Annotated in this window: 7 protein-coding genes; 5 read left to right on the top strand and 2 right to left on the bottom strand. The window is 39.4% G+C overall.

The annotated features are described in order from the left end of the window. Positions 1-4 precede the first annotated feature (4 nt). The 5 genes from AC1RJ8_RS17970 to AC1RJ8_RS17990 all read left to right on the top strand — a co-directional run bounded on the left by AC1RJ8_RS17970 (position 5) and on the right by AC1RJ8_RS17990 (position 8,428). Positions 5-787: a fatty acid desaturase family protein gene (locus AC1RJ8_RS17970; RefSeq protein WP_492954833.1), complete on the top strand. Its 783-nt coding sequence runs from the start codon at positions 5-7 to the stop codon at positions 785-787. Positions 788-1,355: 568 nt separating this feature from the next. After that, positions 1,356-3,257: a DEAD/DEAH box helicase gene (locus tag AC1RJ8_RS17975; protein ID WP_492954832.1), complete on the top strand. Its 1,902-nt coding sequence runs from the start codon at positions 1,356-1,358 to the stop codon at positions 3,255-3,257. A 388-nt stretch (positions 3,258-3,645) separates the two neighbouring features. Continuing rightward, entirely contained in the window at positions 3,646-5,490 is a 1,845-nt protein-coding gene (locus AC1RJ8_RS17980; protein ID WP_492954831.1) for an alpha-L-fucosidase, read from the top strand. Positions 5,491-5,646: 156 nt separating this feature from the next. Continuing rightward, positions 5,647-7,233 carry a bacillithiol biosynthesis cysteine-adding enzyme BshC gene (gene bshC, locus AC1RJ8_RS17985; protein ID WP_492954830.1) on the top strand — a complete coding sequence of 529 codons (1,587 nt, stop codon included), beginning with the start codon at positions 5,647-5,649 and terminating at the stop codon, positions 7,231-7,233. Between the two features lie 109 nt (positions 7,234-7,342). Beyond that, the gene (locus tag AC1RJ8_RS17990) at positions 7,343-8,428 is read left to right on the top strand and encodes an Ldh family oxidoreductase (protein WP_492954829.1); all 1,086 of its coding nucleotides are present in this window, start codon (positions 7,343-7,345) and stop codon (positions 8,426-8,428) included. A 234-nt stretch (positions 8,429-8,662) separates the two neighbouring features. On the opposite strand, the gene AC1RJ8_RS17995 is transcribed toward AC1RJ8_RS17990, so the two are convergent. Together AC1RJ8_RS17995 and AC1RJ8_RS18000 are read right to left on the bottom strand one after the other, a co-directional pair. Beyond that, positions 8,663-11,335 carry a glycoside hydrolase family 3 protein gene (locus AC1RJ8_RS17995; protein WP_492954828.1) on the bottom strand — a complete coding sequence of 891 codons (2,673 nt, stop codon included), beginning with the start codon at positions 11,333-11,335 and terminating at the stop codon, positions 8,663-8,665. Positions 11,336-11,337: 2 nt separating this feature from the next. Further along, the gene (locus AC1RJ8_RS18000; protein ID WP_492954827.1) at positions 11,338-12,762 is read right to left on the bottom strand and encodes an alpha-L-fucosidase; all 1,425 of its coding nucleotides are present in this window, start codon (positions 12,760-12,762) and stop codon (positions 11,338-11,340) included. Positions 12,763-12,770 lie beyond the last annotated feature (8 nt).

Here is a 12,770-nt window from a genome sequence, read left to right on the forward strand (position 1 = left end):
GGGTATGACACACTCAGAAATACTTAAAAAAGTTGAATGGAAAGACTTAAGAAGTCTTTCGTTAAAAGAAATGTTGATAGAAAATAACTTAACCATCCCTTGGTTATTGATTTCTCTAACATTGGCCTACTATGGTTATTATTTATTTGCATTACCATTTTCAGCATTCTTTTTCTTAACTGGATTAAGGCAAGTTCATAATGGCTTTCACAATTCGTTGGGAACAAACAAATTCTTAACCTGGTTCTCTTTGTATTCTAATAGCATACTGATGGTATCCTCAATACATGCCATCAAATTTAATCATATCCGGCACCATAAATATTGCTTAACTGCAGAAGATTACGAAGGTAAATCGGCAGGGATGACATGGTACGGTGCAATACTTTATGGCCCGATACACATGTTTTTAATCCATAAAGTCACTTTACAATTGGGCAACAAAAAATATGTCAAAAATGTAATTATTGAATTATTATCCATTATTGTATTTTTAGGATTGATCTTTTATTTTCAAATTAACTTCTTAATTTACCATGTTATTATTATGGTAATTGCTGAATTTTTAATGGCATTCTTTGCTGTTTGGTCAGTTCATCACGATACAGAAGAAAATCCTGATTTTGCGAGAACACAAAGAGATGGATGGAAAAATAAAGTTACTTTCAGCATGTTTTATCATCTCGAACACCATCTATTCCCCGCAGTACCAACAATTAAATTACCAGAGCTAGCGAGAAGAATCGATGAATCTCTACCTGATTTAGAGAAGAAGAATACATTCTAATGTCTAAAAAAACTTGTCAATCCACCTTTTTTCTGCTAATTACTTCAGTTATTTTAAGTTCTTGCAACAGTCGCATCCAGACTTTTGGTAAGGCTAAAATTGCCAAAAGCCCTGATTCGTTTTTATCTTAAACGGAGAATAGCGGAGATAAAAGGCTTGAATACCGATGTTTTTAGCAATGGCTCGTTAAAGACTATCTAAATAAAACCGTTTGATGGTCCTGATACGGTAAACTCAAATCTTCACCTCCAGCCCTGCCAACTAAACCCGGTTGGAGTGAAAATCCTTTTTCAAACCTGAAAGGTTTTAAAAAGATTGAAACGGAAAACGGGACTGAAGTAACCTAAGCCCCACTGCAGCCGCTTTCCAAATAAAAAACACCTGTCTCTATTACAATCACGACCTCAACTTAAACCAGTTCCGTCCCACCTTTTCCATCATCCATTCTTACATCCACTGTTACTTCCTTATTTTCAAATATTTAGCTTAAAAAACTATTTACTTGATTATCTGTAAAATACGAAATATTAACCTTACCTTTGCGGCTCAATTAAAAATAAAAAGACGAATGACAAACCCATTTCAATTATTGGGGATAAGTGATGACGTCGTTAATGCCGTAAAGGATCTTGGATTTGAAACTCCAACACCTATTCAGGAGCAAAGTATTCCTGTACTGTTAGAAGGCACTAATGATTTTGTTGGTTTGGCCCAAACAGGAACAGGAAAAACAGCCGCATTTGGTTTGCCGCTGTTAGAACTAATCGATTTTAAAGTTAATAAACCACAGGCATTGATTTTATGCCCTACCCGTGAGTTATGCTTGCAAATCGCTAACGACCTTAAAAACTTTTCTAAAAACGTTGCTAATGCCCACGTTGTTGCCGTTTACGGTGGCGCGAACATTATGCAACAACTACGCGAAATACGCCAAGGCGTTCAGATCGTAGTGGCCACGCCCGGCCGTATGTTGGATATCATTGGCCGTAAAGCCATTGACTTCACTAACGTTAAATATGTTGTGCTTGATGAAGCTGACGAGATGTTGAACATGGGTTTCCAGGACGATATCAACGACATTTTATCAACCACTCCTGATGACAAAAAAACCTGGTTATTCTCGGCTACCATGCCTGCAGAAGTTCGCCGTATAGCTAAAAACTATATGGATAACCCTGTTGAATTAACCATGGGCACAAAAAATACAGGTAACGTAAACATCGAACACGAATATTACATTGTTCGTGCACGTGATAAATATGCTGCCTTAAAACGTATTGTAGATTTTAATCCTGAAATTTTTGCTGTAGTATTTTGTAAAACCAAATTGGATACGCAAGATGTTGCCGAGCACTTAATTAAAGATGGTTACAATGCTGATGCTTTACACGGCGATTTATCGCAACAACAACGTGATAAAGTAATGCAACGTTTCCGTGAGCGTAACATGCAATTGTTAATTGCTACTGATGTTGCCGCACGTGGTATCGATGTAAACAATGTAACACACGTAATCAACTACTCTTTACCTGACGAAATTGAAAGTTATACCCACCGTTCTGGCCGTACCGGCCGTGCCGGTAAAACAGGTATTTCTATCTGTATCATCAACTCTAAAGAATTAGGTAAAATCCGTCAGTTAGAGCGCATTATTGGCAAACAATTTACCAAAGCTGAGCTTCCTACAGGATTTGATGTTTGTGAAAAACAATTATTCTCTTTGGTACATAAAGTACACAATGTAGAAGTTAATAACGAACAGATTGATCAGTACATTCCACGTATTATGGATGAATTTGCTGATTTATCAAAAGAAGATGTAATTAAACGTTTTGCTTCATTAGAATTTAACCGTTTCTTAGATTACTATTCTAAAGCACCTGACTTAAATGCAGCAGTTGGCGACGACCGTGGTGCAGACAGAGGCGAAAGAGGTGCCGGACGTGGACGTGGTAGCGAAGGTTACACCCGTTTGTTCATCAACTTAGGTTCTGTAGATGAGTTTACCCGCGGCGATATGTTGTCATTTATCTGTAACAACGGTAAAATTGGCGGCAAAAGCGTTGGTAAAATCGATTTAAAAGGTGTTTTCTCTTTCTTTGAAGTGGAAGACGATGTAGCTGACAAAGTTTTTGAAGGCTTTAAATCTGTTGAGTTTAACGGACGTCAGGTACGTATCGAGAAAAGCGGAGATGGTGGTCGTGGTGAAGGTGCTGGCGAAAGACGCGGTGGCGGTGAAAGACGTAGCGGTGGTTTCGGCGGAGAACGCAGAAGCGGCGGCGGTGGTTACCGTGGCGGTGGCGAGAGAAGATCTGGCGGTGGTAGCGGAAGACGCGAAGGCGGAAACCGTGAAGGTGGTGGTTTCAGAGATTTCTCTGGACGTAGCCGTGACGACAAAGGTGGTAACACTGGAGGCCCACGCAGAGAAGGCGGAAACCGTGAAGGCGGCGAACGCAGAAAAAAATGGTAAATCACTAAACCAAATATTTTACAGCCGTCCCGATTTTTCGGGGCGGCTTTTTTTATGCGTAAAAGTTTGTTGTTTTGAGGATCGTCATTTCGAGCGAAGGGCAACGCAGTTGAGAACCACGAAGTGCTCAGCGAAGCTAAATCTATTCGTATATCTGTCGGTATCTCATCAACAGACATATGTGATGTCAGATGTTACCATCTGACATATAACAGAATTCTTAGTTTAAGGCTTCGATAGTTACCTTCAAGCAAATATAATATCCATTTACAATTTCTTTACTAAATCTATCTCCAGTCAGATGGTAACACCTGACTTCACACCCAATTTTTGTTTAAAAAACAGCTATAAAACATTATATTTAACGTTTAGATATACTAAACAGATCATGCGTTATTTAAAGTCTTTCATCATTTTATTTTCCCTATTCATCACTAGTGAACTTTCTGCCCAACAAAAGGTTTCCGATCAAAAAATGCAATGGTTTGCTGATGCCAAACTGGGTATTTTCATCCACTGGGGTATTTATTCGGTTAATGGCATTTCCGAATCGTGGTCATTTTTTAACAACTACATCAATCATGATGCCTACATGAAACAGCTTAATGGCTTTACGGCAGCAAAATATAAACCTGAAGAATGGGTAAACCTGATTAAAGAAAGCGGGGCTAAATATGCAGTAATTACCACAAAACATCATGATGGCGTGGCCCTTTGGGATAGTAAAGCTCCTTTAGCCACTACCACATTAAAAAATAGTGCTGCAAAAAAAGATTTAATCACTCCATTCGTGGCCGAACTTAAAAAATCTGGCCTTAAAACAGGGTTATATTTTTCATTACCCGATTGGAGTTATCCGGATTATGATGGTTTTACCCGCGACAGAAAACGTTATGATTATAAACAGGATCCCGTACGCTTTAAAAAATTTCAGAATTATTTCCAGGGGCAATTAAACGAACTTTCGGCCAAATATAATCCCGACCTGGTATGGTTTGATGGCGATTGGGAGCATAGTGGAGAAGAATGGCAGGCTAAAAACATATTATCTAACTTACGTAAGGTAAATCAAAATATCATTATCAACTCTCGCTTAAACGGGCATGGCGATTACGATACGCCGGAACAAGGTGTTCCCGTTGTAAAACCAAGCTCACCAGAATGGGAACTTTGTTACACGATGAACGATTCGTGGGGCTATCAGCCTTATGATAATCATTATAAATCATCAAACATGATCATCCGCACCCTGGTTGATTGTATCAGCATGGGCGGTAACTTATTGCTTGATATTGGACCAAAAGCGGATGGAACTATTGCGCCAGAACAGGTTAAAATTTTAAAAGATTTAGGCCGCTGGACTCAAAAACACGCAGAAGCTATTTACAGTACACAGGCCGGGATCCCAGATGGGCATATCGATGGAAAAACTACTTTATCCAAAAACAAAGATATATTGTACCTGTATCTCGATTATAAAACCAAAAACGGGATTTTACTATCAGGTATAAAATCAAAAATAAAGAAGATTGAAGTAGTTGGCAGCAAAGCACAGCCATATACAATTAAGCTAAATGAAACAGATTATCTGCTTAATTTAAAAGATGCCGATTTTGACAGCGATGTAACCGTTCTAAAAGTATCATTAAACGGTCCTATTCAGCTCGTTGAAGACAAACAGGAAAGCCTTTCGCTCGCAGACTTATATGCTGCGCCCAAACAACGGGGTTTAACCAACTTAAACCTGAGCAGGCTGGCCATTAACTTAAATGCAGGTACAAATATATTTCAAAATACCGGTTTACCTGCTGATGGCTTAGACTTTAACCCTGGAATTAACAACGTAGATCAAAAGGTTAGTAACTGGGTAATCAAAAATGCCGAGGTCCTTTACAAAACAGGCAAAGGCATCCCTAGTGGCCATTACCAAGGCAATACGGCACTTTCTGCAGATAAACAAACCCTTTATTTATTTGTAGAAGGTACACCAACCGGACCAATTGCCATTAAAGGTTTAAAAAACAACATCAGCAGGATCAGGATTGTGGGTGAAGGTACCATGCTGCCACATGAAATTTATAACAAGCTGTACTGGAGCAAAATACCGGGTATTGTTTACATTCCGGTGCCTAAAGACAAACTAGATCCAGAATTAACCGTAATTGCAGTACTTTTAGATAGCCCGATTGATTTGTACCGTGAAAAAGTTGGCGCGATTGAGAGCAATCTTTAATTATTTTCTATCCTAAAGATTCTTCGACTCCGCTCAGGATGACGGCTATATGGAAATTCCGTGATTCTGTGCTTCCGTGGCAAAAAATTATTTAACAATTGTAAAATAGTGGCGCGACTTTACGATTATCCTTAAATTGCATTACTTTCGCACATCATGCAGGCAAAATATATCTCATATCAGGAAACCGGATCATTTTCAAAACTGGTTTTAGATTATATTAACGACGAAGAACAGCTTAAAGCTTTTTACAGCTATCGTCCTGATATGGAGGGCTTGGCCAAAGCAATTGAGCATAGAAATTTCTTAGGGAACAGAGAAACTTTAGTTCAGGTTTTACAAGATCAATACCAGCATTTACAGCCGAATAAATCGGTTACCAAAAACATAGAACTTTTAGGCTTAGCGAATACCTTTACGGTTACCACGGGCCACCAGTTGAACCTTTTTACCGGTCCGCTTTATTTTATTTACAAAATTGTAACCACCATTAATTTAGCCATTGAGTTAAAAATGGCCCATCCCGATAAAAACTTTGTTCCGGTTTATTGGATGGCAACAGAGGATCACGATTTTGATGAAATTAACCACGTAAGTGTTGATGAAAAGAACATTAGCTGGATACAACAAACCAACGGTGCTACCGGAAGACTAAGCACCAAAACCGTCGCCGCAGCAGTAACGGCTTATAAGGGATACCTCGGAATTTCTAAAAACGGAAAACGAATTGCCAAATTGGTAGAACAGGCCTATTTGCAACACGATAATTTAGCCGACGCCACCAGGTTTTTGGTGAATAACTTATTCGAGAAATATGGCCTGGTGATTGTAAATGCTGATGATGCACAACTAAAAAAACAATTCGCGAATATCATTACCGAAGATGTTATTCAGCATAATAGTGCAAAAAATATCGACGAAAGTTCGAAAAACCTGGAGGATTTAGGCTATAAAACCCAGGTAAACGGCCGTGACATTAACTTCTTTTACCTTATCGATAATTTGCGTGAGCGTTTGATCTTCGAAAAAGGAAAATACATTGTAAATCATACAGACATTAGTTTTACGGAAGCGGAACTAAAAGCCGAAATCGAATCATATCCCGAGCGCTTTAGTCCGAATGTGGTGATGCGGCCCATGTACCAGGAAGTGATTTTGCCAAACATTGCGTATATAGGTGGCGGTGCAGAAGTAGCTTATTGGATGCAGTTAAAAGCAAATTTCGACTTTTATAAAGTTGATTTCCCGGTTTTACTATTGCGTAATTCTGCTTTATTGATTGATAAACGCAGTGCACAGAATTTATACCATTTAGGCTTTTCTTTAGAAGACATTTTCTTGCCCGTTGAAGAACTAAAGAACATTTGGGTAAAGCGGAATACCACTGCATTGTTGAGTTTGGCTGATGAAACCAGGGCCATTAACAGCATTTTCGATCAGATTAAACTAAATGCCTATAAAATAGATAAAACACTTTCTGTTTCTACTGATACGGCAAAACAGCGAACCAACCATTTATTGGCTAACCTGGAAAAGAAACTATTCCGCGCAGAGAAAAGGAAACATGAAACGGCATTGCTGCAGATCGACAATGTAAAGAAAAGACTTTTCCCAAATGGAACACTGCAAGAAAGAATCTTAAATATTGCCCCTATGTATGTTAATTACGGAGAAGATTTTCTTTCCTCATGTATAGAAAACTTTGAACCATTAGGCGGCGATTTTACCGTTTTATTGCCGTAAATTATTTTTAGATTCATCATGCTGTCCCTAAGCTTCGGGATCAGCATCTATCAAAAAATACCCTGATCCCGATGTAAAATCGGGACAGGCTAACGACAAATAGTATAAAATGAACTTCATCACTTTTACCGAAACCAACCTCAGGACTTTTACTTATAACGTTTTTAAAAAAATGGGCTGCTCTAATGAACATGCCAATTTAGCAACCGATGTGTTGATCCGCTCAGATTTACGCGGAATCGACTCGCATGGCGTTGCCCGTTTAAGCGGTTATGTACGCCTTTGGGAAAAGAAAAGAATAAATGCTACTCCTGACATTAAAATTATACATGAAACACCTACTACTGCCACTGTTGATGGCGATGCAGGCTTAGGCTTAGTGGTTGCCCCTTTCGCGATGAAAGTTGCCATCGAAAAAGCAGAAAAGTACGGTAGTGGATGGGTATCCGTTAAAAACTCCAATCACTTCGGTATTGCCGGTTACCATGCTTTAATGGCGGTAGAAAAAGATATGATTGGCATTAGCATGACGAATGCAAGCCCTTTGGTAGCCCCTACATATGCTAACGAACGTTTATTGGGTACCAACCCGATGTGTTACGCTTTCCCGGCCGGAAAATATCCGCCTGTAATTGTGGATATGGCTACTGCCGCAGCAGCAAATGGCAAATTGGAAATTGCCCAACGCGCCAATAAAAGTATTCCTGATGGATGGGTGCAGGATAAAAGCGGAGAAAACTCTACCGATCCGAACGAATTAAAAAATGGTGGTTCGCTTTTACCTTTAGGTAGCGACAAAGACCATGGCAGTCATAAGGGTTATGGACTGAGTGCTACTGTTGATATTTTATCAGCGGTGTTATCTGGCGCCAATTACGGGCCCTGGGTACCTCCTTTTGTAGCTTTCTTAGAACCATCGGCAAATCCGGTCGGCGAAGGACTTGGCCACTTTTTAGGCGCTATGCGAGTAGATGGCTTCAGGCCGGCTGCAGACTTCAAAAACCATTTAGATAATTGGGTAGAACGCTTTAAAAGTGCAAAAACGATCGATCCTGACAAAAAGGTAATCATCCCAGGCGAACCTGAACATGAGTTTGAGCAGGAAAGGAAAATCAGCGGTATTCCGATCATTGATGTTGTGGTAAAGGACCTGAATGAACTTGCAGTGAAATTGGGTATAGAAGAGCTAAAATAGTTTCATTTAACCGCAAAGGGCACGGAGAAAAAGTGCGAAGATCGCGAAATTATCATAGCGGCTGGATATGAAGGAGCCGAAGCAATCTTAATACTGTAAAAATAATATTGCGTTTTAGATTGCTTCGTCGTTCCTCCTCGCAATGACGGAATAAAATAAAAAGCCGCAGATTTAACCAAGATCTGCGGCAAAATTACTTGATATGGTTTATACCCAACCATAGGAGGTATTTTTTTAAGGCTTAACAGTTAAGTTATCTTTTAAATAAAGTGCTTTGCTTGATGATCCGATCATAATTCTATACTCCCCCGGAGCTATTTCCCATACATTATTGATATTGAGTGTTTGAAGCACCTCTTTATCCAGTTTGAATGAAATTACCTTTGTTTCACCAACCTTTAAATGTATCCGCTGGAAAGCACGTAGTGCAAGAACAGGTTGAGCCAATTTGCTTAACAAAGGCCTCATGTATAACTGTACTACTTCTTCACCATCGTAATTGCCGGTATTTTTAAGCTCGAAGCTTACAGTAGTTGTTTCATTTTTAGCAATGCTTTTGCGGCTAAACTTCAAATTGCTGTAAGAAAAGTTGGTATAACTTAATCCATATCCAAATGGAAAAAGTGGTTCTCCGCTTAAGTTGTTATAATCATCGCCTCTGCCCGTAGGTTTATGGTTGTAAACCAGCGGTAATTGCGATTCGTCAACCGGGTAGGTAATTGGAAGTTTACCTGATGGATTTACCTTGCCAAGCAGTACATCTGCAATGGCGCTACCGCCTGCCTCGCCTGGGTACCATACATTTAAAACTGCGTTTACTTTATTTAACCAAGGCTGCATATTAATGGCGCTTCCGCCTGTTAATACCACAATAATAGGTTTCCCGGTTTTTGCGAGCTCTTCCAGTAACATTTCTTGATTACCAGGCAAGTTAAGCATTGCCCTGTCCAGAAACTCTCCTTCTTTTATCCCTGCAACAAATACAATTGCATCGTTATTTTTTGCGGCAGCAACTGCATCGGCTATTTCGTTTGATTTTCTGATATTATAATCCCAGATCAGTTTGATTTTACCATTGCCTTTAGGTTCAAAAAATTCGACCTTAATTGCATACTCCTTATTTTTCTCGAAATGAAATGGAACGGTCTTCGTATTGAAAGATTTTTTGTCCCAATTATCGATAAGTAATTGGTTATCCAGGTATAATCGGTAACCATCATTTCCATCCAATCCGATATTAACATCAGCATTCTGTGGCACCTTAATTTTACCAGTCCACCTTACCGAATAATCATCCAGCTGGAGCTGCTCATCTGGCGGGTATAATGTCCAGCTAAAATTAACGGCCTTATCATTTACTTCTTTAACGGGTTTCCCTGACAATTGAAGTCCTTTGTAGTAGCTTCCCATTAATCCTGCTTTCTGATTAACAGAAAGAAACTGGCTATCTACCGGAATATAAGATTGTAGCTCTCGGCTACTACCTTTTACATAATTAACCTTGACGTTATTGGATACTGCGTTTTTTAAGCCATCCAATATATTTATCTTATTGTTTCCGGTACCGCTGTAGCCACCTAACCTGGCTTCTACAGCATCTTCCCCTACCAGTAGGATCTGCTTTGCACTTTTTAACGGAAGCGTGTTTTGATCATTTTTGAGGAGCACGAAAGATTTTAAGGCAGCTTCTTTGGCCAGATTATGGTTACTTTGATCGCTTAACATCTTTTCGGCGATACTTTCATCAACATAAGGATGTTCAAACAGCCCGAGTTCGAATTTAGCTTTCAGCACCCTTGACAATGCATCATCTATTCTCGTTTTTGGAATGCTACCATCTAAAAATGCAGGTAGAAAAAGTTTGTAATGGTTATAATCTACCTGAAAGATTACATCAAGGCCCGCGTTAATTGATTGCGCTGTGGCATCTTTATAATCTTTAGCTGTAAAATGTAATACATTGGCCCCGCCAACTGCACCTGCATCAGAAATTACGAAACCTTTAAAGCCCCATTCTGTTTTTAGTTTAGTGGTAAGTAGCCATTTATTGGAAGTTGCCGGAGTACCAAAAACACTGTTATAGGAAGTCATTAATGAACGGATACCTATGTTTTTAACCCCATCTTTAAATGCCGGAAAGTGGATTTCTTCTAAAAAATGTTTGTCCATCTCTATCGGGTAGCTATCCCGCCCACCATCGCCAACATTAGCAATAAAATGTTTTGGGGTAACAATGATATTCTGCCTTTCTATGGCATTCATAAAGGCATGGCCCAGAACGGTTGTTAAATAAGGATCTTCTCCATAGGTTTCTTCTACCCTGCCCCATCTTACATCTGTAGCCATATTGATTACAGGTGCCAAAAGATCTCTCAAACCGCGTGCCCTTGCCTCGTTGGCAATAGCGGTACCTATTTTAGCCACTAAGGTAGTATCGAAACTTGCAGCCAAACCAATTGATTGCGGGAAAGCCGTAGCACCCTGCCTAACCAAACCGTGTAAAGCCTCATCAAATGGAATAATCGGGATGCCCAAACGGGTTTCCTCAACAAAATATTTTTGAATTTTATTTACCTTTTTAGCCAGAGAAAGTCCGTCTTCTGAGGTATTATAGATCAACATTTGTTGTGCATTGCCACTTCCCTGTGCGGCTGCACTCACTTGCAAACCGAAAATCCCATTTTTAAATTGTGTCTTATTTTCAGGTGTAACATCACCTGGGATCATAAATAACTGCCAGAATTTCTCTTCCGGTGTCATTCTCGAAATGAGGTCTTTTACCCTCAAATCGATACTTAATTTTGGATTTTTATAGGGTAAAGATTGTCCATTTTTAACTTGAGCAAAAAGGCCACTGCAGAAAAACAAGGCAGGAAATAAGTATAGATATCTTCTTGGTTTCTGCATTGCTAATTAGTTTCGGGTGTAAAAGAAAAAGTTAAAGCTATTTTCTCCTCTGTTTTAGGAAAATCGAAGTGTACCTTGCCATCTTTCAATGTCCATTTTACCTTTTGATTGGTACTTAAAATAGTGATGAGACTTCCTTTTTTAGGCATACTCCCTTGCCATGAAATTTCTTTGCTTGGGGTACTGCCAATTAAACTGATGCCATAAATAGTTTTACCATCTTTACTTTGCGTAAACCAGTTCTGTCCATCATGGTAGTTTTTAGTAATCCTTGTTCCGTATAGGGCAACACCATTTTTACTCGTCCACTTACCAATTTCATCCAATCTTGTAATCACATGATCAGGGAGCGTTCCATCAGCTTTAGGACCAATGCCTAAAAGCAAGCTTCCGCCTTTGGCTACTATTTCTACTAACTTATGAACCACTTCGCCTGCCGATTTGTACTGATCGTTGGGTACAAAACCCCAGGCTCCACCTAAAGTCATGCAGCTTTCCCATGGATAATTTAACTGATTTTCAGGGATTTTCTGTTCAGGGGTTTGGTAGTTTTCAAACTGGCCATGTACCGTTCTATCTACCACAATTAAACCAGGTTGTGCTTTTCTGGCATCAGCGGCAATTTTAGGCATATCGATATCCTGACTCCACTCTGGAATAGGTGCACCCCAAGAAAGTACTTCTTTATTTACACTAGCCCTGGGACGAACCCATCCGCCATCTAACCATAAAATATCAATGCTTCCGTAATTGTTCATTAACTCGCCAATCTGGTTCTGAGTATAACTTTTGAACATATTCCACCGCCACTGATTCTTTCTGATGTCGTAATTGTTATTTCTATCTGCGGTGGCATATTTGTCCCACCAATAGTATTGAGAATGCCAATCGGGTTTAGAGAAATAAGCACCGATCATAAAATTTTCCTTACGGAAAGCATCGAACACATATTTGGCTACGTCTTTTTTAGCATTGGTTGAAAAAGGACCTTTTGCAATGCTAAAATCAGATTGTTTGGTATCGAACATGGCAAAGCCATCGTGATGTTTGGTGGTAAACACCAGATATTTCATTCCTGCACTTTTACCAGCTTTGGCCCATTGCTCAGGGCTGAATTTTGTTGGGTTAAATTTTTCATTTAGGCCCCAATACCATTTTTTATAATCTTCGTACTTTATCGTACTGTCTCTATCAATCCAGTCTTCAGAACAGATTGACCAGGATTCGATAATCCCTGGAACAGCATATAAGCCCCAGTGGATAATCATCCCAAACTTTTGATCTTGCCAGTGTTCTAATTTCTTTTTTACTGCTTCATCTTTGGGCCATTCGTAAATCTCGGATTGCGGCATAATATCGTTTTGCTGGGCAAGTGCAGTATTTACAAGGAACGAAAAAAGTACGAGCGGTTTAAAGAAGTTTTTCATAATTTATT

It is taken from the genome of Pedobacter sp. GW822-FHT03F06, assembly GCF_058801365.1.

Excerpts from the sequence above, each read along its gene's own strand:
- AC1RJ8_RS17970 (WP_492954833.1), top strand. The coding sequence starts at position 5 with ATGACACACTCAGAAATACTTAAAAAAGTTGAATGGAAAGACTTAAGA.
- AC1RJ8_RS17975 (WP_492954832.1), top strand. The coding sequence starts at position 1,356 with ATGACAAACCCATTTCAATTATTGGGGATAAGTGATGACGTCGTTAAT.
- AC1RJ8_RS17980 (WP_492954831.1), top strand. The coding sequence starts at position 3,646 with ATGCGTTATTTAAAGTCTTTCATCATTTTATTTTCCCTATTCATCACT.
- bshC (WP_492954830.1), top strand. The coding sequence starts at position 5,647 with ATGCAGGCAAAATATATCTCATATCAGGAAACCGGATCATTTTCAAAA.
- AC1RJ8_RS17990 (WP_492954829.1), top strand. The coding sequence starts at position 7,343 with ATGAACTTCATCACTTTTACCGAAACCAACCTCAGGACTTTTACTTAT.
- AC1RJ8_RS17995 (WP_492954828.1), bottom strand. The coding sequence starts at position 11,335 with ATGCAGAAACCAAGAAGATATCTATACTTATTTCCTGCCTTGTTTTTC.
- AC1RJ8_RS18000 (WP_492954827.1), bottom strand. The coding sequence starts at position 12,762 with ATGAAAAACTTCTTTAAACCGCTCGTACTTTTTTCGTTCCTTGTAAAT.